Below are 25,507 nucleotides of genomic sequence, written 5' to 3'. Positions count from 1 at the left end.
ACCGGTCAGAGCAGCGTCAGCTGCTCACCCGACGGGTCGGGGACGGCAACGGCGGGCTGCGGCTGCCGGAACGAGGGGCCGCTCGACCGGTCGAGGCCGTGGCGGCGCAGCAGCGGCGCCACGCGCGCCGACAGCGCCTGCCGGTAGGCCGGGTCGACGTACGCGCCGCGGCGGTAGAGCTGCGCGTAGGGCTCGACGAGGTGCGGCTGCTCGCGCTCGAGCCACTGCAGGAACCATTCACGGGTGCCTCGCCGCAGGTGCAGCGCCAGCACCGTTGCCCGCGACGCGCCGGCGGCGGCGATCCGGCCCAGCAGCTCGTCGAGCGCCTCGGTCGAGTCGGTGAGCAGCGGCAGCACGGGCGCGACCATCACCCCGCAGGGCAGCCCGGCGTCGGTGATCTTCTTGACCAGGTCGAGCCGCGCCGACGGCGACGGTGTGCCCGGTTCGAGCCGCGCCTGCAGCTCGCGGTCGAGCAGCGCGATCGAGACGCCGAGCCCGACGGGGACGTCCGCCGCGGTCGCGACCAGTTCCGGCAGGTCGCGGGCCAGCACGGTGCCTTTCGTGAGGACCGACATGGGGGTGCCCGACCGGCCCAGCGCGCGCACGATGCCGGGCATGAGCCGGTAGCGCCCCTCCGCCCGCTGGTAGGGGTCGGTGTTGGTGCCCATCGCGACGGGTTCGCGGGCCCACTTCGCCGCACGCAGCTCGCGTTCCAGCACCCTGGCGATGTTGACCTTGACGACGATCTGGCTGTCGAAATCGGCGCCCGCGTCGAGGTCGAGGTACGTGTGGGTGTTGCGGGCGAAGCAGTTGTGGCTCACGACGCCCTCGGCGACGAAGTCGCCCGTGCCGGTGGTGATGTCGTACATCGGCAGCTCGACACCGAGCGGCCGCACCTGCGCCACCCGCAGCTCCCGCGCGCCGCTCACCTGCGCACCCTCCAGGTCGCGGTGCCGGCTGACGGCCGGGTCGACGTCGTGCAGCAGCCGCAGCAGCACCGCGGGCCCGCCGCGCAGTCGAACCGCCCGCGCGCCGCGCGGCGCGGCCTCCACCGCGAACCGGTAGCCGAGCCGGTGCAGCGCGCCCGCTACACGTCCGACGAACTCCTCGTCGGTGTGCACGACGCGCAGCTCACCGCCCGCCACCTCACCACGGGCGTCGAGCACCCCGGCGAGGAACCCCGCACACCACTCGCTGCCGGCGCGGTGCGGCCACCGCACGACGTCGGAGAGCGGCGCGATGCCCCCGCGCGCCCGGTCTGGCGCGATCCGGCCGGGCTCGCCACTGCCGGCCAGGGCGACGGCCGGCGCCTGCGTGTGGGCGGCGTCGGCGAGGAAGTGGTGGGCGCGGCCGAGCGCCTCCAGCTCGAGCCGCTCGGACGGGAACGGGCTCCCGTCGCCGCGCACCACCCCGCAGAGGTAACCCTGCCGGTAGGCCGGGGTGTGCTCACGCGGCTCCTGCGGCACGAACCGGCCGGGGCCGAGCAGCGCGCTGCCCTCACGCAGCCGGGGCCGCCGGCCCGAGCGGCACCATCCACCGCTCACGTGCCGCCACCCGGCGTCGGTGAGGAACTTGTGCTCGCCGCTGGCGACCAGCTCGGTGCCGCCCGCGAGCCGCACCGAGTAGGCCGGTTTGGTGGTCGACCAGTGCGCGAGCACGGAGGTGCGCACGTACCGCCGCACGCCGTCGACCACCTGCGTGCCCATCACGGCGTCGCCGACCCGCAGCTCGGCGATCGGCCGGGTGCCGCCGTCGGCGAGCAGCACGCGCGTGGGCCCGGCCAGGCAGTAGACGCAAGCGTGTGAGCAGCCACGATAGGGGTTGACCGTCCAGCGGAACGGCATCGCCGACGTCTCCGGGATGCGGTTGAGCGCCGACTTCGACTCCACCTCGTGGAAGACCGCGCCGGCGAACTCGGGAGTGCGCACCGAGCGCAGCAACCCGCGCATGCCCGGCAGCGCCGGGGTCGTGCCGACACCGTCGTCGAGAACCTGCTGTCCGCTCCACCGCATGAAGGGATTCGAACACGTGTTCGAGGAGTTGGCAAGCGCTCGACCGGAGCGGTGCGCCAGGCTGTCGGGCATGACGGTGACGCTTGTGGTGATGGGTGTGTCGGGTGTCGGCAAGAGCGCGGTGGCCGCCGAGATCGTCGCGACCACCGGGTGGATCTTCGCGGAAGGAGACGACATGCACCCCGAGGCCAACCGCCGCAAGATGGCCGCCGGCACCCCGCTCGACGACACCGACCGGTGGCCGTGGCTGCGCACGATCGCGGCCTGGATCGGTGAGCAGGAATCGGCCGGTCGCAGCGCGGTGGTGACCTGCTCCGCCCTGCGCCACGCCTACCGCGAGGTGCTGCGCGACGGCCACCCGTCCGTCCGGTTCGTGCACCTCGTCGCGCCCGACTCGCTCATCGCCGACCGGATCGGGAACCGCACCGGGCACTACATGCCGGCGTCGCTCCTGCAGAGCCAGCTCGCCGCGCTCGAACCGCTGCGCGCCGACGAGCCCGGCGGCGAGATCGAGGCGACCGGGACGCCCGCCGAGATCGCCGAACGGGCCGTCGCGCGCCTCGGAGCGCCGGGATGACCCGCCGGCGGACATCGCGGATTCCGGCGCTCGTCACCGGCCGTCCACCGACGCCACCCCCTGGAACACGGCCGCCGCGTGCGACGCCGTGGGCGGCGTTGACAGGATGGACCCATGCGAGAGCGTGAGCCGGGCGGCAGGCCCGACCCGACACCTCCCGCTGCCCCGCGCCCCGACCCGTATCGCGACCCGGCCTCCGACCAGCACCGATCCCAGCGCCGCGGCCCCGATCCACAACGTGACCACCAGCGGGCCGCAGCGCGGGAGCAGCGGCCCGACGAGCCGGACGAGCTGCCGCGCAGGCGCCGGAGGCCGCCACCGGACGCGGCCGTGGACGCACCGCCGACCGAAGCGCTGCCCGCGGCCCCCCGACGGGCGAGCGGCACGCCGGTGGCGCCGCCGGTGCGTGATCCGCAGGCCGGGGTGCCGCGCAACGCCGTGACGCCGCGGCGCACACCGATGGTGCCGCCGGACGAGCCGCCCCCGCCGGTGATCCCCCTGCCCCCGCCCGTCCCCCCGGCCGCTCCCCCGCCCGCTCCCCCACTCCTTGGGCAGCAGCCGCCCACCCAGCAGCCGCCCACCCAGCAGCTGCCCACCCAGCAGCCGTCCACGCCCCCGCAGCGGCCACCGGCGGGCCCGCCGCCCGAGCGACGTCCCGTCCGCCGGCCACCTGTGGAGGGTCCGCGGCCCAACGGCCGGCGCCCGGAAGGCCGTTACGAGGCCCCCTACGCCGAGCCGTACGAGCGCCGGGTGCCGGAGCTGCCCGCGTACGACGACCCGTACGAGCCGCCGTACCCCGACCCGCTCGACGACGGCTACGCCCCGTACGACGACCCCTACGACGCGTACGAGCCCGCGCCGCCGCCGGTCCGCGACGAGCCCGCGACCCGGCCGACGCGCAGGGTGCCGCCGCGCAGGTCGGGCGAGCGGACCGGTGAACGGCAGGTCGAGCCTCCCCCGTTGCCGGGCCGCAGGCGTCGCGATGACGTACCGCGGGCCGCTGCCAGGCCGGAGCCGGCACCGGCCACCGAGGCCATCCCGACCGGCCGGGCCGCCGCGCGGCGCGCCCTGGAGGAGCCGGACGGGTTCGAGCCCGACGGGTACGACGACGAGGACGACGCCCCCGAGGAGAGCGCCGAGCCGGCACCGTCGCCACGCCGGACCGGACGCGCCGCGCGCCGCGCCGCCGCCGAGGCTGCCGAGGCCGCTGCAGCAGCGGAGACCGATGCGGACGACGACGATGACGACGAGCCCGCGCCGACGCGAGCAGCCGGACACAGCGGGCACAGCAGCCACGGTGGGCACGGCCACGGCCACGGGCACTCCCCGGCCCCGCCGGCCGGCCGGAAGGTCCGCATCCTCATCGCCGCGCTGCTCATCCCCTGCGCTGTCGCGACGCTCGTCGGCCTGCTCGTGCTCTGGCCGTGGTCCCCGCCCCAGCAGGCCGCCCGGATCGCGTCCGAGCAGCCGATCAAGGCCGAAGTGCTGGCCAGCAAGGCGTCCGAGTGCAGCCCCGGCGCGGGCGACTCGGGCTGCGTCGCGCTCGTCCTGCGCATGTCCGACGGCCCGCTGCCCGGCCGCGACCTGATCCAGGTCGTGCCCGTGGAGCCGGGCACGCCGAGCTTCGCCGTCGGCGACGACCTCGTGCTCGGCTGGTCAGGAGCCGACCCGAACGACCCCTCGTCGTACCGGGTGGCCGACTTCCAGCGGGGCTGGTCGCTGTTCTGGCTGGCCGCGCTCTTCGCGGCGTCGGTGCTGCTGCTCGGGCGTTGGAGGGGGCTCGCGGCGCTGGGTGCGCTGGTGCTGAGCTTCGCGGTGCTGATGGGGTTCGTGCTGCCCTCGATCCTGGCCGGCCACAACCCGCTCGCCGTCGCGATCGTCGGCTCCTGCGTGATCATGTTCGCGGTGCTCTACATGACGCACGGCCCGTCCGCGCGCACGTCGACGGCCGTGCTGGGCACGTTGGCGTCGCTGCTGCTCATCGGCATTCTCAGCGCGTTGTTCTCGGCCGGGGCGGCGCTCACCGGGCTGGACGACCAGACCCGCAACCTCATCGCGACCCTCGACAGCGGCGTCGACGCACGCGGGCTGCTGCTGGCCGGCATCCTGATCGGCGCGCTCGGGGTGCTCGACGACGTGACGGTCACGCAGACCAGCGCGGTGTGGGAGCTGCGCAGGGCGAACCCCGAGCTGGGCGCGGTGGGGCTGTTCGCCGCGGCCATGCGGATCGGGCGCGACCACGTCGCGTCGGCCGTGAACACCCTCGTGCTCGCCTACGCCGGTGCCGCGCTCCCGCTGATGCTGCTCTTCACGATCTCCGGACGGACCCTGGGCGAGGTGATCGCGACGCAGGACGTCGCCACCGAGATCGTCCGCACGCTCGTCGGCAGCATCGGGCTGGTCGCATCTGTGCCGATCACTACGGCGTTGGCGGCCGTCGTGGCGAGCAAGGAATCGCCGGAGGCGCTGGCGGCGGAGGTGGACGGGTCGGCCGGCCTGGGGTCGAAGCTGCGTGGCCTCATGGAGTCGCTGAAGACGCGCTGACCCGCGCACCGTCGCTCCGCAACCCGCATGCGTGCGCAACGCACACGTTGCCAGGGGGTCTGGATACGTGCGTTCCGCACGCGAGGGCAGGAAAGCCACTTTCCGGCCCTCACAGGGCAGGAAAGTGGCTTTCCTGCCCTCCCCCGCGGCGTCTGGGAGTGCGCGTCGCACGGAGGTCACCGCGAGGCGGCGCCTTCCCGAGCCACGAGGCTCGCTTCGCCGTCGCCTTCGCGGTGCGCCACGACGTCGAGATCGCCGAACTCCGCCAGCAGCTCGCCGGCGGGCGCGCGGAACGGTCCGGGCTCGTCGTCGACCTCCGACAGGACGGTCACCACGAGCAGCCCACCGGGCGCGAGCACGCGGCGCAGCACCGGGTAGAGCGTGAGGTCGCGGAACCGCTGGCACACCACGACGTCGTACGGGCCGACGCAGCCGTCGGGCAGCCCGCGGTCGAGGTCGTGGCACCACCACCGCACTCCGGGCGCGAGCCGCTCACCTGCCGCGATGGCCACCGGCGACACGTCGACCGCGTCGACGGCGAACCCGCGCTCCGCGAGCCACGCCGCAACGACTCCACGCCCGCAGGCGACGTCGAGCGCCGCGCCACCGGCCGGGAGCAGCTCCTCCCGGCCGCGCAGCGCGTCGGGCGGCATCGGCACCGCCACCGTGGCGACGGCGTGCCGCGCGTCCCAGCGGGCGGCGTCCGCATCGGACATGCGGTGCGTCAGCCCCGCAGCAGGCCGAGCACCTCGGTGACGACGTCACCGAGGTCGACGGGCCGCTGCTCGCCCGACCCCAGGTCCTTCACACCGATCTTGCCGGCCTCCAGGTCGCGCTCGCCGAGCACGAGCGCGAGCCGCGCACCGGAGTTGCCGGCCGCCCGCATCGCACCCTTGAGCCCCCGCGTGCCGTAGGCGATGTCGACCCGGACCCCGGCCGCGCGCAGCTGCCCCGCGACCGCGACGAGCCGCGCCTTCGCCGCCTCACCCATCGGCACGCCGTAGACCTCGCACCGGGCCTCCGACCAGGGCGTGAGCCCCTCGGCCTGGCACGCGAGCAGCGTCCGGTCGACGCCGATCCCGTAGCCGACCCCGCCGAGCGGCTGCCCGCCCAGGGTCTCCATCAGCCCGTCGTACCGGCCGCCGCCGCCGATGCCCGACTGGGCGCCGAGACCGGGGTGCACGAACTCGAACGTCGTCTTCGTGTAGTAGTCGAGCCCGCGCACGAGCCGCGGGTTCTCCACGTACGCGACGCCGAGCGCGTCGAGGTGCGCCTTGACGGCCTCGTAGTGCTCCCGTGCGTCCGTGGAGAGGTTGTCGAGCAGCAGCGGGGCGTCGGCCACCATCTCGCGGACGGCCTCACGCTTGTCGTCGAGCACGCGCAGCGGGTTGAGCCGCGCCCGCTCGGCGGTCGCCTCGTCCAGCGGCAGCCTGGAGAGGAACTCCTGCAGCAGCGCCCGATAGGCGGGCCGGTCCGCCGCGTCGCCGAGCGAGGTGATGTCGAGCCGGTAGCCACGCAGCCCCAGTGCCCGGAAGCCCTCGTCGGCGACCGCGATGACCTCGGCGTCGAGCGCCGGGTCGTCCACCCCGATCGCCTCGATGCCGACCTGCTGCAGCTGCCGGTAGCGGCCTGCCTGCGGCTGCTCGTAGCGGAAGAACGGGCCGCCGTAGCGCAGCTTCACCGGGAGCGAAGCGCGGTCGAGGCCGTGCTCGATCACCGCGCGGACGACCCCGGCCGTGCCTTCCGGGCGCAGCGTGACGGAGACCTCGCCGCGGGTGGCGAACGTGTACATCTCCTTGCTCACGACGTCGGTCGACTCACCCACACCGCGCGCGAAGAGCGACGTCTCCTCGAAGATCGGCAGCTCGATCAGGCCGTAGCCGGCGCGCGCGGCAGCGGTGTGCAGCGTGTCGCGCACGCACTCGAAGCCGGCCGAGACCGGCGGGAAGTAGTCCGGGACGCCCTTCGGCGCCGAGATCGTGCTCACAGCCCGCGCCCCGGCGCCGGCTGCAGGTCCTGCAGGAACGGGTTGGTCATGCGTTCGCGTCCGATCGTGGTGGTCTGGCCGTGGCCAGGAAGTACGAGTGCGGTGTCAGCGCGGGTGAGCAGCTTCTCGCGAAGGCTCACCAGCATCTGGGCGTGGTCGCCGCCGGGCAGGTCGGTGCGCCCGATCGAGCCGGCGAAGAGCGTGTCGCCCGCGAAGATCACGTCGACCCCGTCCTCCGTGGGCGTCGTGAAGATCACCGAGCCCTGGGTGTGGCCGGGCGTGTGGTCGACGCTCAACGTCAGCCCGGCGAGCTCCAGCGCCGAGCCGTCGGCGAGCTCCCTGACCTCGCGCGGCTCACGCAGCTCGATGCGGCCGCCGAAGAACGCCTTCGCCTCCGCCGAGAGCCCCTTCATCGGGTCGGCGAGCATCGCGCGGTCGTCGGGATGGATCCACGCCGGGATGTCGTGGCCGTCGCAGACCGGCGCGACGCTGAACGTGTGGTCGAAGTGGCCGTGCGTCAGCAGCACCGCGACGGGCGTCAGGCGGTGCTTGGCGAGCAGCTCCTCGAGCGGCTCGACGGCATCCTGGCCGGGGTCGACGACAACACAGGCCGCACCCTCGCCAGCTGCCACCGCGTAGCAGTTGGTCTGGAACGAACCGGCGGGAAATCCAGCAACGAGCACACCACACAGCGTAGTTCGCCCCGGCACCCGGTTTCCGGCCCCTCCGCGACCTCTCAGGAACGATCGATATCCTGCGCCCGATCGAGCTGAGGAACGGGGTTCTCGAGTGGCGACCAACCAAATGCGACGTGAGGCGGCCAAGCGCAAGCTTGAGCGCCAGCAGCAGCGACGTGTCGAGCAGACGAAGCGCCGGCAACGGGTCGCCATCATCACCTCTGCGTCCGTGGTCGTGGTGGTCGTCGTCGCGGTCGTCCTGCTGAGCACGCTGACCGGCGGCGGAACGACGCCTCCCGCGGCCGCGCCGACCGCGGCCCCACCGACCAGCGCCGCACCCGTCACCCCGGTCGTGCCCGCCGCGATCCCCTCGGCGATCGCGCCGCTGCCGAAGCGTCCGACGCCGCTGCCGGCATCGGTGAGCTGCGAATACGCGCCCGAGAGCCAGCCCGCGGCCAAGCCGGTGCAGCCGCCGACCGGCACGGGCGTGAGCGCGACCGGCACCACCACGGTCACGCTGCAGACCAACTCCGGCGCCATCCCGTTGACGCTCGACAAGGCGTTGGCGCCGTGCACCGTCAACAGCATGGTCAGCCTCGCGCAGCAGGGCTACTTCGACAGCACCTCCTGCCACCGGCTCACCACCGACCCCGGCCTGCAGGTGCTGCAGTGCGGCGACCCGTCCGGCTCCGGCTCCGGCGGCCCCGGCTACACCGTCCCCGACGAGTACTTCCCGGAGCTGACGTACGGCCGCGGGATCCTCGCGATGGCGAACACGGGCCAGCCCAACTCCGGCGGCAGCCAGTTCTTCATGGTCTACGGCGACGGGCAGCTCCCGCCGAAGTACACCGCCTTCGGATCGATCAGCCCCGAGGGCCTCTCCGTCGTCGACGCCATCGCGACCCGCGGCCACAACGGCGCGTTCGACCCGAGCCCGGGCGGCGGCGAGCCGATCGAGCCGGTGACCATCGAGAAGGCCACCGTCTCCTGACCCGAACTTCCCCACCGTTTTGCCAACCTGCACGCCCTCCAGGGTGTGCAGGTTGGCAAAACGGTGGGGAACTTTGCTGTGCGTGACGGTCGACCAGTCGCGGTTGGACTGATCGAATGACAGCGTGGCGCTGACCGGTTACAGCGCGCGTTGTGACGCATGGCACCATGTCGGCCGTGCTTCGCCGCCGCCGGTTCCCGCTCGCCGCTGCATTGATGGCGGCCGCTGCCCTGTTGTGCTCGTGCTCGGTGGCCGCCGAGCCGGGCGCGGCGCCGGTCGGCGACCGGGTCGTCACCGACAAGGGTGAGGTTCAGGGCGTGCTCGACGGCCACGTGCGCCGGTTCGACGGCATCCCGTACGCCGCGGCACCGGTCGGGCCGCTGCGATGGGCGCCGCCCGAGCCGCCCGCTCCGTGGACGACACCGCGGGACGCCACCAAACCGGGCCCCCGCTGCGCCCAGCTCGCTGCGCCGGCGCGGGCTCCGCACGCCACCGCGGGCAGCTCGACGGAGGACTGCCTGACCGTCTCGGTGACGATCCCGAAGGGCACGACGACGTCGGCCCGCCTTCCCGTGCTGGTGTGGTTGCACGGCGGCGGCTTCAACGCGGGCGCGGCGGACGACGCCGACCCGCAACGGCTCGTGGAGGCCGGGCCGCTCATGGTCGTGACGGTCAACTACCGCCTCGGCATCTTCGGCTTCTTCGGGCTGCCCGGCCTACCGGGTTCAGGGGCTTTCGGACTGCAGGACCAGCAGGCCGCGCTGCGGTGGGTCCAGCGCAACGCGGCGGCGTTCGGCGGCGACCCCGCGACGATCACCCTCGGTGGCGTGTCGGCGGGCGCCGACTCGGTCTGCGCGCAGCTGGCCGCGCCCGGGACGTCCGGCATGATCGCCAGGGCCGTCATGCAGAGCGGCGGCTGCGGCACCACCGCGATCCTCGACGCCATCCGCCCCGGCACCGGTCCTGCTGGCGACACGTGGAAACCGTTGCCGCAGGTCGAGGCGGCCGGGCTGCAGGCGGCCGCGCGGCTGGGCTGTCCCGTCCCCGCCGTGGTGCTCGCGTGCATGCGCGGCCTGCCGTCCGACGCGCTGGTCGGCGGCGCCGGCGTGTACTGGAGTCCTGCTGTGGGCTCTCCGACGCTCCCCGAGCGCCCGTCCACCGTCGTCAGGCGCGGCGAGCTGCGCAAAGTCGCGATCCTGGCGGGAACGACCAAGGAGGAGGGCACGCTGTTCACGGCCACCCTCCACAACGCCACCGGCGCGCCGGTCACCGACACGAGCTTCCGGACCATGCTCGCGGCCGCGTCCGGGAACCGGGCCGGCGAGGCCGGCCGCGCCTACGCGCCTGGGCAACGCTCCCCCGGTCGGACGTGGTCCGACGTGATCACCGACCGCGTCTACGCGTGCCCCGGGCTCAAGACCTACCAGGCTCTCGGCGCCCGTGCCCCGCTCTACGCCTACGAGTTCGCGGAGCCGTCAGCGCCGTCGCCGTTCGCGGCGCTGCCGCCCGATCTCGCTGGCAGCGTCACCCACGGCTCCGACGTGCCGTTCCTGTTCGACCTCGTGCCCGGCCAGCCCGAGTTCGACGATCACCAGGCCGCGCTCGCGGCGCAGATGGTGGACAGCTGGGCCCGGTTCATCGTCCACGGCGACCCGTCGGGCGGCGGCACGGTGTGGCCGCAGTGGAGCGGCGACGGCGAGGTGCTCACCTTCACCACGGAGAGCGGCGGCACCGATGTGCGCACCGGCCCCGCCTTCGCCACGGTGCACAACTGCCACCTGTGGACCTGAGGGGCCGTACCCTCAGCTGGCCGACGTCACCCGGTACACGTCGTAGACGCCTTCCACGTTCCGCACCGCGCGCAGGACGTGGCCGAGGTGCTTCGGGTCGCCCATCTCGAAGCTGAAGCGGGAGACGGCAACGCGGTCGTGCGATGTCGTCACCGACGCCGACAGGATGTTGACCTTCTCGTCGGCCAGGACCTTCGTGATGTCGGAGAGCAGGCGGTGGCGGTCGAGGGCTTCGACCTGGATCGCCACCAGGAACACCGATCCCGGCGAGACCGACCACGCGACGTCGACCAGCCGTTCCGCACGTGCCTGCAGGTCGCGGGCGTTGGTGCAGTCGGTCCGGTGGACCGAGATGCCGCCGCCGCGGGTGACGAACCCGAGGATCTCGTCGCCGGGCACGGGCGTGCAGCAGCGGGCCAGCTTGGTGTAGAGGTCGCCCAGGTCGGCGCCCTCACTGCGGACCACGACCCCTGCGTCGCCGCCGGAGCGGCGCAGCCGGACCGTCGAGGGGGTGGCGCGCTCGGCCAGCTCCTCCTCCGCCTGCTCGACCCCGCCGAGCAGCGCGACGAGCCGCTGCACGACGTGCCGCGCGCTCGCGTGCCCCTCACCGACGGCCGCGTACAGCCCGGAGAGGTCGGGGAAGTGCAGCTCGCGCGAGAGGGCCGCCATCGCGTCGGCGGAGACGAGCCGCTGCAGGGGCATCGACGTGCGCCGCGCCTCGCGGGTGATCGCCTCCTTGCCCGCCTCGATGGCCTCCTCGCGGCGCTCCTTCGCGAACCATTGCTTGATCTTGGTCTTGGCCCGCGGGGTGGCGACGAACGCCAGCCAGTCGCGGCTCGGGCCGGCACCCTCCGCCTTCGACGTGAAGATCTCGACGACATCGCCGGACTCCAGCTTGCGCTCCAGCGCGACGAGCTTGCCGTTGACCCGCGAGCCGATGCAGCGGTGCCCGACCTCGGTGTGCACGGCGTAGGCGAGGTCGACCGGCGTCGACCCGGCCGTCAGGGTGATCACATCGCCCTTCGGCGTGAACACGAAGATCTGCTGGGCGCCGAGGTCGAAGCGGAGGTTCTCCAGGAAGTCGTTGGGGTCGGCGGCCTCACGCTGCCAGTCGAGCATCTGGCGCATCCACGACATCTCGTCGATCTCGACGGTGCCGGCCGACGGGGTCCCGCGGGTCTCCTTGTAGCGCCAGTGGGCCGCGATGCCGTACTCGGCGGTGCGGTGCATGTCGTGAGTGCGGATCTGCACCTCGAGCGGCTTGCCGTCGGGGCCGATCACGGTGGTGTGCAGCGACTGGTAGACGCCGTAGCGGGGCTGCGCGATGTAGTCCTTGAACCGCCCGGGCATCGGCTGCCACAGCGCGTGCACCATGCCCATCGCCGCGTAGCAGTCGCGCACCTCGTCGACCAGCACGCGCACGCCGACGAGGTCGTGGATGTCGTCGAAGTCGCGGCCCTTGACGATCATCTTGCGGTAGATCGAGTAGTAGTGCTTGGGCCGGCCCTCGACGGTCGCCGAGATCCGCGCCGAGTCGAGCTGCTGGGTGACCTCGTCGATCACCTGCTTGAGGTACGTGTCGCGCGACGGCGCGCGGGTGGCGACGAGCCGGACGATCTCGGAGTACTTCTTGGGGTGCAGGATCGCGAAGGACAGGTCCTCCAGCTCCCACTTGACGGTCGCCATGCCGAGGCGGTGCGCGAGCGGGGCGAGCACTTCGAGCGTCTCGCGGGCCTTCTTCGCCTGCTTCTCCGGGGAGAGGAAGCGCATGGTCCGCATGTTGTGCAGGCGGTCGGAGAGCTTGATGACCAGCACGCGCGGGTCGCGGGCCATCGCGACGACCATCTTGCGGATGGTCTCGGCCTCCGCCGCGCTGCCCAGCTCGACCTTGTCGAGCTTCGTGACGCCATCGACGAGGTGCGCGACCTCCTCGCCGAAGTCGCTGCGCAGGCGGTCGAGCGAGTAGTCGGTGTCCTCGACGGTGTCGTGCAGCAACGCCGCCACCAGCGTGGTGGTGTCCATACCCAGCTCGGCGAGGATCGTCGCAACGGCGAGCGGGTGGGTGATGTACGGGTCGCCGGACTTGCGCTTCTGGCCCTCGTGCTTGGCCTCCGCGACGTCATAAGCGCGCTGCAGCAGCCCGAGATCGGCTTTCGGGTGCAGCGCGCGGTGGACGCTCGCCAGCGGCTCCAGCACGGGCGCGACGACGGCCACCCGCTGCGGCGTCATCCGACGTGCGATGCGGGCCCGGACCCTGCGCGTGGTGGACGGGCGGGGCGAGGACTCGGCTCCGGGCACCGCGGACTGCTGCACCTCGGTCATAAGCCGGATATCCCGCTGGGCGTCACCTCGACAAGGATAGTCCTGATCCCCGCCGCACCCGCGGCCGGTGGCGGGGCTGACCTGAAGTGATGCTGCCGTCACCCGATGGGGTCGGGGATGGTGGTCCCGGGTCGACGAGGGGTTGCGGGTCCGCCGTTTCGAAGGTCAGCGGCCGGCGCCTGGAGGGCAGGAGAGTCCGTCGTGGCCCTCCGGCCACGGCGGACAGGTCGGTGAACGAGCGGCACTTTCGTCCACACCTAATGGACGAAGGTGCCGTTCGTTCGGACTTTCCGGCCGGGCGCCCGCGGCGGGCTGGTACCGACAGCCGGGCGGAGGGGTCGGCGGGCGAGAGACCATGCCTACCGCGGCCGCGGCCGCCGTGCGCGGAAGGTCAGGAAAGTCAGCCATGGCCCTCCGGACCACCACGAGGGATGAGAATCCGTGCTGGAGCTGGGATGTGTGCGTTCCGCACACAAGGGCAGGAAAGCCACTTTCAGGCCCTGTGAGGGCAGGAAAGTGGCTTTCCTGCCCTCCCCACGGCCGGCCATGTGCAACGTGTGTCCACGGTGTGCAACGTCGAGCCAGGGGCTGCGGCGATTCACCAGAAAGCCACTTTCCTGCAACGTCGTTGCATGAAAGTGGCTTTCCTGACCTTGCCCCGAGACTGGTGGGCCGAGGACGGCTCGTCAGGCCCGCAGCAGCGCGTGGACGGGCACCGGGGCCAGCCGGTCGCGCCCGCCCAGCGCCGTCAGTTCGAGCAGCGCGCCGAAGCCTTCGACCTCGACGCCGGCGTCGGCCAGCAGCGCGCAGGTCGCGGCGGCCGTGCCGCCGGTGGCGAGCACGTCGTCGACGACGAACGCTCGCGCGCCCGGCGCCAGGGTGTCGGCCGGCAGCTCCAGCGTCGCCGTGCCGTACTCCAGCTCGTAGGTGACCGAGTCCGCGACCAGCGGCAGCTTGCCCGCCTTCCGGACGGGGACGATGCCGAGCCCGGCCACCAGCGCCGCCGCGGCGCCGATGAGGAACCCGCGCGCCTCGATCCCGACGATGACGTCGGCGGCTCCCGCCAGCGCCGCCAGCTCGGTGGCGACGGTCGCGAACGCCTCGGCGTCGGCGAGCACCGGCGTGATGTCTCGGAACAGGATGCCCGGCGACGGGTAGTCGGGCACGTCCCTGATCAGGCCGAGCACGCGCGTGAGCGCCTCGGCCGACTCCGCGTCGTCCACGAAGTCAGCTGTATGCAGGCTCCCCGGTTCCGTGCTCACCGGCGGCGCTTGCCGCTGGGCCGGCCGCCCTTGCCGGTGGGCCGGTCGCGCCGCTCGGCCGCCTTCGCGGTGCGCGCCGGTGCACTCGACGCGGCCGCCATGGCCCGCTCCTTGCGCAGCTCGGCACCGAGCACGGCGTCGTCGGTGAGGTCGAGGTCGTCGTCGACCTGCTCCCCGGCGGCCGCGGCGGCGGACTTGCGCCTGCGCAACGCCACCCGGGCCGCCTGCTGCTGGTAGCGCGGGTCGCGCATCTTCAGGTCGACCAGCACCGGCGTCGCCAGGAAGATCGACGACAGCGCGCCTGCGATGATGCCGACCATCTGGACGAGGGCGAGGTCGGCGAGCGTCCCGACACCGAGCAGGCCGACGCCGATGACCATCAGGCCGACCACCGGCAGCACCGCGAACAGCGACGTGTTGATCGAACGCATCAACGTCTGGTTCAGCGCGAGGTTCGACGACTCCGCGTACGTGCGGCGGGTCAGGCCGAGCAGCCCCCGGGTGTTCTCCTTGACCTTGTCGAACACCACGACGGTGTCGTAGAGCGAGAACCCGAGGATCGTCAGCAACCCGATCACCGTCGACGGGGTGACCTCCAGCCCGACGATCGAGTAGACACCCATCGTCACGACGACGTCGTGCAGCAGCGCGACCAGCGCCGCGATCGCCATCGGCGGCTCGAAGTAGAAGATCAGGAACAGCGTCACCAACACGAGGAACACCGCCAGCGCGATCACCGCCTGCTGGGTGATCTGCCCGCCCCAGCTACCGCTGACGGCGCTGTCGCTGATCGCCGCGAGCGAGGGCGCGCCGTCGGGGCCGCGCGGCTGGAAGGTGTCGAAGAGCGCCTGCTTGACCTCGATCAGCTGAGCCTGGGTGAGCGCGGCGGTGCGGACGACGATCGAGGCCGAGGTCCCGGTGCCGGCCGACTGCACCGAATCCGCCTCGCCGATCGTCCGCTCGACGACACCGCGGACCGTCTCGACATCGGCCGGCGCCCCGGCCGTGGCGGCCGGGAACTGGATCTGGGTGCCGCCCTTGAAGTCGATGCCGAGGTTGAACCCCCGGAACACGATGGAGGCGATGCAGACCAGCACCAGCACGCTGAAGGCGATGTACCAGGTCTTGCGCTTCCCGACGACGTCGAAGGCGCCGGTCCCGGTGTAGAGCCGGGAGAAAATGCTCGCCATCTCAGGCCCCCTTCGACATCGAGACGGTGCGCTTGCGCCGCTCGGCGCCGAGCTTCGATACCGACCCGAGCCCGGAGAGCTTCGGGTTGTTCAGCGCCCGTGTGGTGGACGCGATCTGCGCCAGCGGGTGCGTCACGAGGAACACCACCACCAGGTCGAGCACTGTCGACAGACCCAGCGTGAACGCGAAGCCGCGCACCTGGCCGACCGCGAGGAAGTAAAGCACCGCGGAGGCGAGGAAGCTGACGGCGTCGGCCGCGAGGATCGTGCGGCGCGCGCGGACCCAGCCCCGAGGCACGGCCGAGCGGAACGAGCGGCCGTCGCGTATCTCGTCCTTCAACCGTTCGAAGAAGATCACGAACGAGTCGGCCGTGATACCGATCGCGACGATGAACCCGGCGACGCCCGCGAGGTCGAGCGTGAGCCCGATCGCCCTGCCGAGCAGCACCAGCACGGCGAACACGATGACCCCGGACAGCACGAGCGAAAGGATCATCAGCAGGCCGAGCAGGCGGTAGTAGATCAAGCAGTAGATGAAGACGAGCACCAGCCCGACGCCACCCGCGATGAGCCCGGCCTGCAGCGAGGCGATGCCGAGCGTCGCAGAGACGGTCTGTGCCTCGGACGACTCGAACGACAGCGGCAGCGACCCGTACCGCAGCACACCGGCGAGCTGCTGCGCCTCGGTCTGGTTGAACTGGCCGGAGATGCGGGTCGGGCCGTAGATGGGGCCCTCGATGGTCGGCGCCGAGACGACCTCGCCGTCGAGCACGAACGCGGCGTTCTTGCCGACGTTCTGCGAGGTGTACTCGCCCCACTTCGCGGCGCCCGCGCTCTTGAAGGTCAGGCTGATCTCCCAGCCCGCGCCCTGCTGGCTCTGCTGGGCGAGCGCGGTGTCGATCTCCGTGCCGTCGAGGAAGCGCGGGCCGAGCACGTATTTCTCGGTGCCGTCCTGGTTGCAGGCGACCAGCGGGAGCTCGGGATCGTCGTAGCCGCGCAGCGGGTCCTGCACGGAGCAGTCCAGCGCCTGGATCGCGGCGATCTGCGTCGCCTGGTCGGTGCTCTGGCGGGTCGCCCGCGCTTCCGCGATGGCCGCGGCGAGCCGCGGGTCGGCCGGGGCCTGCGCGGTCGAGGCCGGAGGCGCCGGAGTCGGGGGTGCCGTCGTCGGGGGCGGCTGCTCGCCGCTGGGCGGCGGGTTCTGCATCGGGACCGCGTGCGAAAGCGGCTGGACGTCCTGCACGACGAGCGGCGCGGCCGGGTCGGCGGCGCCCTGCGGCTGGCCGGTCGGGGGCGCCGGCTGCTCGCTCGGCGGCGGTGCCTGGCCACCGGCCGGCGGCGCGGCCGGATCGCCCTGGACGGTGCCCGGAGCTGCCGGCGGCGCCGGCGTGAACGGGATCGGACCGCCGATGACCTCGCGGAACCGCAGCTGCGCGGTCTGGCCGAGCGACCTGGCCCGCTCGCCGTCCTGCCCCGGCACCGTGATCGTCAGGTTGTTGCCGTCGAGCACCACCTCGGCGCCGCCGACACCGAGCCCGTCGACCCGCTCCTGGATGATCTGCTGCGCCAGCAGGAGCTGCTCACGCGGCGGGACCGCGCCGGTCTCGGTGCGCGGCTCGAGCGTGACCCGGGTGCCGCCTTGCAGATCGATACCGAGCTTCGGCGCCGGCTGCCGGTCGCCGGTGAAGAACACCAGCGCGTACAGCACGGCGACGACGCCGAGGAACGAAGCCAGGTAGCGCCACGGGCGGATCTGCCCCGGGGTGGTTGCCACTGCTCTCTATCTCTTTCCTCTTCAGTGCTTTCCGCGCCGGCCGACGGCCCAGGAGCGGCGGTGCACGATCAAGTGCAGTGCACGATCAGCTGCGCGCGGTGCCGTTCGGAGAGTCGTTCTTCTCCAGCGTCGGCGCGGGTTCCGCGGTGCCGTCGCCGAGCTCGGCGGTCTTCGTCTCGGTCGGCTTCGGGTCGGCGACCGGCGCCGGCGTCTCGGCCACCGCGGCGGCCTTGTCGGCGGTCACGGCAGCCGGCTTCTCGACGGAGACGGCGGGGGTGTCCTCGACCGGAGCATCTTCGATCGGGGCGTCGTCGACCACCGACTCGTCGCCGACCTTGACCTTCTCCCGCACGGCCGCGCGCACCCAGGTGGTCACGATGCCGTCGGCGATCTCGAGGTCGATCGTGTCCTCGTAGCTCGCGTCGACGACCGTCGCGCGCAGGCCGGAGGTGGTGACGACGATGTCACCGGGCTCCAGGGCGTTCTGCAGGTCCCGCATCTCCTGCATCTGGCGGCGCTGCCGCCGTCCCGACAAGAAGATCGGGATGAACAGAAGCAGGATGAGCAGCGGGAACAGCAGCGAGGTGATGTCCATGATCTCCGTATCTCCGCATGTCGTAGGCCAGGCGAGTCTGCCAGCACGGCTTCAGAACAACGCGACAGGGCCACCGAGAGTGACGTCAGGTGGCGGAACGATGCCCAGATGGCTCCACGCCGCCGCCGTCGCCACCCGGCCCCGCGGGGTCCTGGCCAGCATTCCTGCCCTCACCAGGTATGGCTCACAGACCTCTTCGACGGTACCCGGCTCCTCGCCCACCGCGACCGCGAGCGTCGAAACACCCACCGGTCCGCCGCCGAAGGAACGCACCAGCGCGCCGAGCACGGCGCGGTCGAGGCGGTCGAGCCCGAGGTCGTCGACGTCGTAGACGGCCAGCGCGTCGCGCGCCACCTGCCTCGTGACCGCGCCGTCGGCCCTGACCTGCGCGAAGTCGCGCACCCGGCGCAGCAGTCGGTTCGCGATGCGCGGCGTGCCGCGCGAGCGCCCCGCGATCTCCTCGGCGCCGTCGCGGCGCAGGTCGACGTCGAGGATCACCGCCGCCCGGCGCAGCACCAGTTCGAGCTCAGCGGGCTCGTAGAACTCCATGTGGGCGGTGAACCCGAACCGGTCGCGCAGCGGCCCGGTCAGCGCCCCGGCCCTGGTGGTGGCCCCGACCAGCGTGAACGGGGCGATGTCGAGCGGGATCGACGTCGCGCCAGGGCCCTTGCCGACGACGACGTCGACCCGGAAGTCCTCCATCGCGAGGTAGAGCATCTCCTCGGCGGGGCGCGCGACGCGGTGGATCTCGTCGATGAACAGGACGTCACCGGGCGCGAGGTTCGACAGCATCGCGGCGAGGTCGCCGGCGCGTTCCAGCGCCGGACCGCTGGTCAGCCGGATCGCGGCGCCGAGCTCGGCCGCGACGATCAGCGCGAGGCTCGTCTTGCCCAGCCCGGGCGGGCCGGAGAGCAGGATGTGGTCGGGCGGGTCGCCGCGGCGGCGAGCGCCTTCGAGCACCAGTTCCAACTGCTCGCGCACCCGCGGCTGCCCGATGAACTCGGTGAGGTTGCGCGGCCGCAGCGTGGCCTCGACGAGCAGGTCCTCCGGCTCGGGATCGGGGGTCAGCGACACGTCGGTCATGCTCCCGGGCTCCGCCCCGTGCAGCTCATCGGGCCCGGCCGAGGCGGCTCAGCGCCGCTCTGAGCAGCACGCTCGCGTCGGCCTCCGCGTCGAGGGCCAGCGCGGCGTCGACGGCGCCCTCGGCGGGCTTCGCGGTGAACCCGAGCCCGACGAGCGCCTCGACGACCTGGTCGCGGCGCGGGTTGCCGCCGTTGAGCGAAGCCGGGAGCAGCGCCGGGGCCTCCGGTGCGTCGACCTTGTCGCGCAGCTCCAGCACCAGCCGCTCGGCGCCCTTGCGCCCGATGCCCGGCACCCGGGTGAGTGTGGTGATGTCGCCGTCGACGAGGGCCCTGCGCAGGGTGTCGGGGTCGAGCACGGCGATCGTCGCGAGCGCGATCCGCGGCCCGATCCCGCTGACCGTCTGCACCAGCAGGAACAGCTCGCGCTCCGCGGCCTCGGCGAACCCGAACAGCGTCAGCGAGTCCTCCCGGACGACCAGCGTGGTGGCCAGCCGCGCCTGCTCGCCGCGGCGCAGCTTCGCGAGCGTCGCCGGGGTGGCCTGCACCGCGAGCCCGACCCCGCCGACCTCGACGACCACGTGGTCGAGCCCGATCTCCAGCACCTCGCCCCGCACGGAGTGGATCACGACGCGGCTCCCTTCGCCGTCGCTGCCTTGGCCGCCTTCGCGAGCCGCGCCTTGTGCGCGCGGGCGAGCTCGTCGGAACGGGCCTTCGCCTCGGCCATCCGGTCCAGCATCGGGGCCCGCCAGCAGTGGCAGATCGCCAGGGCGAGCGCGTCGGCGGCGTCCGCGGGGCGGGGCGCCTCTGCGAGGTTGAGCAAGCGTGTGACCATGGCCGTGACCTGCGCCTTGTCCGCCCTGCCCTCGCCGGTGACGGCGGCCTTCACCTCGCTGGGGGTGTGGAAGGCGACCGGCAGGCCCGCCCGCGCGGCCAGCAGCGCGACCACACCGCTGGCCTGCGCGGTGCCCATCACGGTGCGCACGTTGTGCTGGCTGAACACGCGCTCGATGGCGACGACGTCGGGGCGGTGCCGCTCGATCCACCGCTCGACGGTCTCCCCGACCACGAGCAGGCGTTCGGCGAGCGGCGCGTCGGCGGGTGAGCGCACCACACCGACGTCCACGCAGCTGACCGCCCGCCCGCTCGTGCCGTCGACCACCCCGAGCCCGCACCGGGTCAGCCCCGGGTCGACGCCGAGCACCCGCACGTGCCACCCCTCCCCCGACCGCTCCGCGCGAACAGCCGTTCGAGCAGGAAGGCTACCGCCGAGGGGTGCGGACCCGGCGGGGGCACGCCGGGCGTCGCTCAGGCCCTGTTGCTGACCCTGTCGACGACCACCAGCTGGCGTCCTTCCGGGTCGGTCACCCTGATGTAGGTGCCCCAGGGCTCGGTGATCCGGTCGGTGACCTCCACGCCGTCCGCGGTCAGCCGGGCGGCGGTCGCCGCCAGGTCGGAGCTGGTGAACGTCATCGGGTAGACCTGGTCGGGCTCGCGGTCGAAGTCCTTCGCGGCGCTCAGCACGAGCGACGTCCCGCCGCCCGGGGGCGCGACCTCGACCCAGCGGGCGCCGGGCCACATCTCGGCGTCGGTGGTGAGGGTGAACCCGAGCGGGCCGGTGAAGAACGCGAGCATGGTGTCCTGGTCGGCGACGACGACAACCGCCGTGGCGATGCGATCGATCATGACGCACCTGCGGCGTTGCGGTTGGTGAGGCTGAACCAGTTGCCGGAGTCGTCGCGGAAGAGCGCCTCCGTGCCGTACGGACGCTCGGCCGGGTCCTGGATGAACTCGACCCCGCGCGCCGAGAGCTCCTCGTACGTCTTCTGGACGTCGTCGGTGTTCATCACGCCCGTACCCATCGCACCCTTCGCGACGAGCGCCCGCACCTGGTCGGCCGTCTCGGGGTCGTGGCCCATGCGGCAGTCGGCCAGGATGATCTCGATGTCGGGCTGGCCGGGCGGGGTGACCGTCAACCACCGGAACCCCTCGCCGGCACCCTCGAACTCGCCGCCCATCGACACGTCCGTGTGAACCTCGAAGCCGAGCTTCTCGGTGTAGAACTTCTTGGCCCGCTCCTGGTCGAGCACGTAGAAGCACACGTGCGACATTCCCTTGATCATGGTGACCTCCTTGTCCCGGCAGGTTATGGCCGGGAGGGCCTGCACCGGCTTCTCCGCTATTGCGCTTTCCCCTGGTCGGGGAAGGGGCGGCCCCACATCATCGCGAAGCAGCCGGGGACGGCCGGTGCGCCGCGCTCGGCGTACAGCTTGCGGTACTCCGTCGGCGAGGCGCCGACCAGCTCGGAGAACTTCGAGCTGAACGAGCCGAGGCTGGCGAATCCGACGACGAAGCAGATCTCGGTGACCGTGAGGTTGGCCGAGCGCAGCAGGTCCTGGGCCCGTTCGATGCGGCGGCGGGTGAGGTGCTGGCCGGGCGTCTCGCTGTACGCGCTGCGGAACGCCCGCGCGAAGTGGTAGCGCGAGAAGCCGGCCGCGGCCGCCATGGCGTCGAGGTCGAGCGGCTCGGCGAAGTCCCGGTCGATGAGGTCGCGAGCGCGCCGCAGGTGGAACACCGCGGGGACGGGCGGTTCGCTCATGGCGTCATCCTGGAGGAGCGACGACTCCGACGCACGTGTGATGATCGGCCGGTGGGAGATCTACCCGATCGGCGTCGCATGCTCGCGGCCTGGCGCAACGCCTCGAAGGTGCTCTGGCGCTCGCCCGCCGAACGCACCGTCCGTGACCGGCTCGCCGAGCTCGCCGCCGGTGGCGCGCAGCTGCTCGACCCGGACGAGCCCGTGGACATGTACGGTGACGGGCTCGTCGAGACGCTTGAGCAGACGGTTGCCGCGCTCCTCGGCTTCCCGGCGGCGGCCTTCTTCCCGACCGGGACGATGGCTCAGCAGGTCGCGTTGCGGTGCTGGGCGCAGCGGACCGGCAACCCGGTGGTGGCGCTGCACCCGACCGCACATCCCGAGTTGCACGAGCGGGCCGCGCTGACGTCGCTGACCGGCCTGCGCACCGTCCACCTCACCGGCGAGCCACGGCCGCCGACCGCGGACGAGGTGCGCAAGTTCGACGAGGAGTTCGGCACCCTGCTGCTGGAGCTCCCGCTGCGGGAGGCGGGGTTCGTGCTCCCGAGCCTCGAGGAGCTGACGGCCGTGGTCGCGGCGGCCCGCGACCGGCAGGCGATCGTGCACGTCGACGGTGCCCGGATCTGGGAGTGCCCGCCGCACTTCGGTCGCACGTTGCCGGAGATCGCCGCGCTCGCCGACAGCGTCTACGTCTCGTTCTACAAGTCGCTCGGCGGGATCTCGGGCGCCGCGCTCGCGGGACCGGAGTCGTTCGTCGCGGAGGCGAAGGCGTGGCGGCACCGGTACGGCGGGCAGCTGTTCACGCAGTTCCCCGCCGCGCTCTCGGCGATGCACGGGCTGGAGCAGGAGCTGCCGCGCCTGGCGTCCTACGTCGAGCACGCCGGCGTGGTTGCGACGGCGCTGCAGGAGGAGCTCGCGGCAGCCGGGGTGTGGTGGCAGATGCAGCCGGAGGGGCGGCCGCACACCCACCAGTTCCGCGTGTGGCTGCCGCACGCGCCGGGCGTCCTCACGACCGCGGCCGTCGAGCAGGCCGAGCAGACCGGGGTGGCGCTCTTCCGGCGCTGGTACCCGCCGGGGCCGCTCGGACCGCCCGGGCTGGCCGTCACGGAGGTGTCGGTGACGAGCCCCGGCCTGGCGTGGACCGCCGACGACGTCCGGCAGGCCACCCGCAACTTCCTCGCCCGCCTCCCCTGACCCCGAACTTCGCGGGTCGGGCGGGGCGGGGTTGGGGCGGTGCGTCAGTGGGCGGCGTCGTCCCAGCTGCGGCCGTAGCCGACGGAGACCTCGAGGGGGACGCTCAGCTCGGCCGCGGCGCCCATCTCCCGCCGGACGAGCGTCTCGACGGCCTCGCGTTCGCCCTCGGCGACCTCGATCACGAGCTCGTCGTGCACCTGCAGGAGCATGCGGCTGCGCAGCTTCTCCGCCAGCAGTGCGCGGTGCACCCCGAGCATGGCGACCTTGATGATGTCGGCCGCACTGCCCTGGATGGGGGCGTTGAGGGCCATCCGTTCGGCCATCTCGCGGCGCTGCCGGTTGTCGCTGGTGAGGTCGGGCAGGTAGCGGCGCCGCCCCATGATGGTGGCGGTGTAGCCCTCCTTGCGGGCGACGTCGACGATGCTGCGCAGGTAGTCGCGCACGCCGCCGAAGCCGGTGAAGTAGCCGTCCATGAGCCCGCGCGCCTCCTCGGTGGAAATGCGCAGCTGGTTTGACAGCCCGAACGCCGAGAGGCCGTACGCGAGGCCGTAATTCATCGCCTTGATCTTGGCGCGCTGCTCGCCGGTGACGTCGGTCGGCTCCACCCCGAACACGCGGGCGGCCGTCTCGGCATGGAAGTCGTGCTGCGACCGGAACGCCTCGATCAGCGCCTCGTCCTCCGACAGGTGCGCCATGATCCGCATCTCGATCTGGCTGTAGTCGGCCGTCATCAGCTCGGCGTAACCCTCGCCGACGATGAAGTTCTCGCGGATGCGGCGGCCGGCCGCGGTGCGGATCGGGACGTTCTGCAGGTTCGGCTCGGTGGACGACAGGCGCCCGGTGGCCGCGATGGTCTGGCTGTAGGTCGTGTGGATGCGCGCGTCCGCGGCCACCGACTTGAGCAGGCCCTCGACGGTGATCTTGAGCCGGGTGGCGTCGCGGTGCACGAGCAGGTGGGACAGGAACTCGTGGCCGGTCTGCTCGAAGAGGCTCTGCAGCGCGTCGGCGTCGGTGGTGTAGCCGGTCTTGGTGCGTTTGGTCTTCGGCATGTTCAGCTCGTCGAACAGCACCACCTGCAGCTGCTTCGGCGAGCCGAGGTTGATCTCCTTGCCGATCACGCCGTACGCGTCTTGCGCGGCCTGCTTGACCTGCGCGCCGAACTCCGCCTCCAGCGCGGAGAGCGCCTCGACGTCGACCGCGATGCCGGCGGTCTCCAGATCGGCTAGCACGTACTCCAGCGGCAGCTCGAGCTCGGCGAGCAGCTCGGTGCCGCCCTTCTCCGCCAGCTCGGTGTCGAGCGCCAGCGCCAGCTCCGACACGGCGGAGGCCGCGACCATCTGCGCGTTGGCCCGCGCGGCGTCGGCCTCCTCCTCGCCGCCGAGCAGCGACAGCTGCCCGCTCTCCGGCTCGCCGTCGACCCGCAGCTCGCGCCGCAGGTGGCGCAGCGTGAGGTCGGCGAGGTCGAACGTGCGCTGCCCCGGCCGGGAGAGGTACGCCGCGAGCGCTGTGTCGCTGGTCAGCCCGGCGAGCCTCCAGCCGCGACCGCGCAAGGCGTGCAGCGCCGACTTGGCGTCGTGCGCCGCCTTCGGCACCGAGGGGTCGGCCAGCCAATCGCCGAGCGCAGCGTCGTCGTCGGGGCTGAGCGTGGTGACGTCGATGTACGCGGCCTGCGGAATCCCCGCTGCGGCACCCTCTGCCCGCGCCTCCACAGTCGGCTCGCCCGCCGCGAGCCCGATGCCGGCGAGGTCGGGCTCGGCCGCGCCGCCGGTGATGCCGTGGAAGGCGAGGCCCACGCGCCTGCCGTCGCGGGCGTTCTCGTCGAGCCACGCGCGTACCGAACCGGGCTCGAGCGCGCCGCCCTGCACCTCGATCCCACCCTCGGCCTCGGGCTCGGCGCTCTGCAGCGTGGCGAAGAGCCGCTCGCGCAGCACGCGGAACTCCAGCTCGTCGAAGAGCCGGTGGACGGCATCGCGGTCCCACGCCTGCACCGCGAGGTCGTCGGGGCCCGACTCCAGCGGAACGTCCCTCACGAGCTCGGTGAGCTGCCGGTTGAGCAGGACGTTGGCCAGGTGCGCGCGCAGTGCGTCGCCCGCCTTGCCCTTGACCTCGTCGACGCGATCGGTCAGCTCGGCGAGCGAGCCGAACTCGCGCACCCACTTCGCCGCCGTCTTCTCCCCGACGCCGGGGATGTTGGGCAGGTTGTCGCTCGGGTCGCCGCGCAGCGCCGCGAAATCGGGGTACTGCACCGGGGTGAGCCCGTAGCGCGCCATCACCGCCGCCGGGTCGATCCGCCCGAGCTCCGACACGCCGCGGGTGGGGTACAGCACCATGACGTTGTCGCTGACCAGCTGGAACGAATCGCGGTCGCCGCTGGTGATGAGCACCTGGTAGCCCTGGTCCTCCGCCTGCGTCGCGAGCGTGGCGATCAGGTCGTCGGCCTCGAAGCCCGGCACCCCGAAGTGCGGGATCGACAGCGCCCCGAGCACCTCCTTGATGAGGTCGACCTGACCGCGGAAGTCGTCGGGCGTCGTCGTCCTGTTCGCCTTGTACTCGGCGAACCGCTCCGATCGGAACGTCTGCCGCGACACGTCGAAGCACACCGCGAGATGCGTCGGCTGCTCGTCGCGCAGCAGGTTGATGAGCATGGACGTGAAGCCGTAGACGGCGTTGGTGGTCTGCCCCGTGCCCGTGCGGAAGTTCTCCGCCGGGAGGGCGAAGAAGGCGCGGTAGGCCAGCGAGTGGCCGTCGAGCAAGAGCAACCGCCGTCCCGTCGACGGGACGGCTTCGGCGCCGGTCGTGCCGGTCGCGGAGGTGGCGGGACTCATCGACGCGGAGTCTATGACCGGGCACCGACAGTTCCGGCGGCCGGTCGCACGTGCGCGTCGACAACGACGTTCTGGCTGTTTGTTAGCGCTCACAA

Annotated in this window: 21 protein-coding genes; 5 read left to right on the top strand and 16 right to left on the bottom strand. The window is 72.6% G+C overall.

Going from position 1 to position 25,507, the window contains the following annotated elements:
- Window positions 1–5: 5 nt before the first annotated feature.
- A complete protein-coding gene (locus LL648_RS17195) occupies window positions 6–2,012 on the bottom strand; it encodes an intein-containing Rv2578c family radical SAM protein (RefSeq protein WP_232663587.1) in 2,007 nt (668 codons plus the stop codon).
- A 70-nt stretch (window positions 2,013–2,082) separates the two neighbouring features.
- Here LL648_RS17195 and LL648_RS17190 point away from each other — a divergent pair, with 70 nt between their 5' ends.
- Both LL648_RS17190 and LL648_RS17185 read left to right on the top strand, forming a co-directional pair.
- Complete coding sequence (locus LL648_RS17190; protein WP_232663586.1) at window positions 2,083–2,589, top strand: gluconokinase; 507 nt, start codon at window positions 2,083–2,085, stop codon at window positions 2,587–2,589.
- A 114-nt stretch (window positions 2,590–2,703) separates the two neighbouring features.
- Window positions 2,704–5,133: a YibE/F family protein gene (locus LL648_RS17185; protein ID WP_232663585.1), complete on the top strand. Its 2,430-nt coding sequence runs from the start codon at window positions 2,704–2,706 to the stop codon at window positions 5,131–5,133.
- A 176-nt stretch (window positions 5,134–5,309) separates the two neighbouring features.
- Here LL648_RS17185 and LL648_RS17180 read toward each other — a convergent pair whose 3' ends face one another.
- The 3 genes from LL648_RS17180 to LL648_RS17170 are packed head-to-tail and all read right to left on the bottom strand — an operon-like array spanning window position 5,310 to window position 7,803.
- On the bottom strand, window positions 5,310–5,849 hold the full coding sequence (locus LL648_RS17180) for a class I SAM-dependent methyltransferase (protein WP_232663584.1): 540 nt from the start codon (window positions 5,847–5,849) through the stop codon (window positions 5,310–5,312).
- Between the two features lie 8 nt (window positions 5,850–5,857).
- Complete coding sequence (hisS, locus tag LL648_RS17175; RefSeq protein ID WP_232663583.1) at window positions 5,858–7,120, bottom strand: histidine--tRNA ligase; 1,263 nt, start codon at window positions 7,118–7,120, stop codon at window positions 5,858–5,860.
- A complete protein-coding gene (locus tag LL648_RS17170; RefSeq protein ID WP_232663582.1) occupies window positions 7,117–7,803 on the bottom strand; it encodes an MBL fold metallo-hydrolase in 687 nt (228 codons plus the stop codon). The genes hisS and LL648_RS17170 overlap by 4 nt, the downstream gene beginning before the upstream one ends.
- 106 nt (window positions 7,804–7,909) lie before the next feature.
- Between LL648_RS17170 and LL648_RS17165 the strand changes: the two genes are divergently transcribed.
- Both LL648_RS17165 and LL648_RS17160 read left to right on the top strand, forming a co-directional pair.
- Window positions 7,910–8,788 (top strand): peptidylprolyl isomerase, encoded by an 879-nt coding sequence (locus LL648_RS17165; RefSeq protein WP_232663581.1) that lies wholly within the window; start codon window positions 7,910–7,912, stop codon window positions 8,786–8,788.
- 167 nt (window positions 8,789–8,955) lie between these two features.
- A complete protein-coding gene (locus LL648_RS17160) occupies window positions 8,956–10,578 on the top strand; it encodes a carboxylesterase/lipase family protein (RefSeq protein WP_232663580.1) in 1,623 nt (540 codons plus the stop codon).
- Between the two features lie 12 nt (window positions 10,579–10,590).
- Here the strand turns inward: LL648_RS17160 and LL648_RS17155 are convergent, their stop codons facing one another.
- The 11 genes from LL648_RS17155 to LL648_RS17105 all read right to left on the bottom strand — a co-directional run bounded on the left by LL648_RS17155 (window position 10,591) and on the right by LL648_RS17105 (window position 21,396).
- Complete coding sequence (locus tag LL648_RS17155; RefSeq protein ID WP_232663579.1) at window positions 10,591–12,900, bottom strand: RelA/SpoT family protein; 2,310 nt, start codon at window positions 12,898–12,900, stop codon at window positions 10,591–10,593.
- Window positions 12,901–13,586: 686 nt separating this feature from the next.
- Window positions 13,587–14,123 (bottom strand): adenine phosphoribosyltransferase, encoded by a 537-nt coding sequence (locus tag LL648_RS17150; RefSeq protein WP_232663578.1) that lies wholly within the window; start codon window positions 14,121–14,123, stop codon window positions 13,587–13,589.
- A 35-nt stretch (window positions 14,124–14,158) separates the two neighbouring features.
- Window positions 14,159–15,352, bottom strand: a complete 1,194-nt coding sequence (gene secF, locus LL648_RS17145) for a protein translocase subunit SecF (RefSeq protein ID WP_232663577.1) — start codon at window positions 15,350–15,352, stop codon at window positions 14,159–14,161.
- 1 nt (window position 15,353) lies between these two features.
- Complete coding sequence (gene secD, locus LL648_RS17140) at window positions 15,354–17,123, bottom strand: protein translocase subunit SecD (protein ID WP_232663576.1); 1,770 nt, start codon at window positions 17,121–17,123, stop codon at window positions 15,354–15,356.
- A gap of 85 nt (window positions 17,124–17,208) precedes the next feature.
- The gene (gene yajC / locus LL648_RS17135; RefSeq protein WP_232663575.1) at window positions 17,209–17,718 is read right to left on the bottom strand and encodes a preprotein translocase subunit YajC; all 510 of its coding nucleotides are present in this window, start codon (window positions 17,716–17,718) and stop codon (window positions 17,209–17,211) included.
- 51 nt (window positions 17,719–17,769) lie between these two features.
- On the bottom strand, window positions 17,770–18,801 hold the full coding sequence (gene ruvB / locus LL648_RS17130) for a Holliday junction branch migration DNA helicase RuvB (RefSeq protein ID WP_232663574.1): 1,032 nt from the start codon (window positions 18,799–18,801) through the stop codon (window positions 17,770–17,772).
- Between the two features lie 25 nt (window positions 18,802–18,826).
- Window positions 18,827–19,426, bottom strand: a complete 600-nt coding sequence (ruvA, locus tag LL648_RS17125) for a Holliday junction branch migration protein RuvA (RefSeq protein WP_232663573.1) — start codon at window positions 19,424–19,426, stop codon at window positions 18,827–18,829.
- Window positions 19,423–20,007, bottom strand: coding sequence for a crossover junction endodeoxyribonuclease RuvC (ruvC, locus tag LL648_RS17120; protein WP_232663572.1), 585 nt, complete (start codon window positions 20,005–20,007; stop codon window positions 19,423–19,425). Before ruvC ends, ruvA begins: the two co-directional genes overlap by 4 nt.
- Window positions 20,008–20,105: 98 nt before the next feature.
- Window positions 20,106–20,483, bottom strand: coding sequence for a VOC family protein (locus tag LL648_RS17115; protein WP_232663571.1), 378 nt, complete (start codon window positions 20,481–20,483; stop codon window positions 20,106–20,108).
- Entirely contained in the window at window positions 20,480–20,920 is a 441-nt protein-coding gene (locus LL648_RS17110) for a VOC family protein (protein ID WP_232663570.1), read from the bottom strand. The genes LL648_RS17115 and LL648_RS17110 overlap by 4 nt, the downstream gene beginning before the upstream one ends.
- A gap of 56 nt (window positions 20,921–20,976) precedes the next feature.
- Window positions 20,977–21,396: a helix-turn-helix domain-containing protein gene (locus LL648_RS17105; RefSeq protein WP_232663569.1), complete on the bottom strand. Its 420-nt coding sequence runs from the start codon at window positions 21,394–21,396 to the stop codon at window positions 20,977–20,979.
- A gap of 51 nt (window positions 21,397–21,447) precedes the next feature.
- Here LL648_RS17105 and LL648_RS17100 point away from each other — a divergent pair, with 51 nt between their 5' ends.
- Window positions 21,448–22,587 (top strand): threonine aldolase family protein, encoded by a 1,140-nt coding sequence (locus LL648_RS17100; RefSeq protein ID WP_232663568.1) that lies wholly within the window; start codon window positions 21,448–21,450, stop codon window positions 22,585–22,587.
- Between the two features lie 44 nt (window positions 22,588–22,631).
- Here the strand turns inward: LL648_RS17100 and polA are convergent, their stop codons facing one another.
- Complete coding sequence (polA, locus tag LL648_RS17095; protein ID WP_232663567.1) at window positions 22,632–25,412, bottom strand: DNA polymerase I; 2,781 nt, start codon at window positions 25,410–25,412, stop codon at window positions 22,632–22,634.
- Window positions 25,413–25,507 lie beyond the last annotated feature (95 nt).

This window comes from Pseudonocardia sp. TRM90224, from assembly GCF_021245725.1.
In the GTDB taxonomy this organism is placed as follows: Bacteria; Actinomycetota; Actinomycetes; order Mycobacteriales; family Pseudonocardiaceae; genus Pseudonocardia.
The sequence above is the reverse complement of the archived record's forward strand: the minus strand, read 5'-3'. Positions and strand labels throughout refer to the sequence as shown.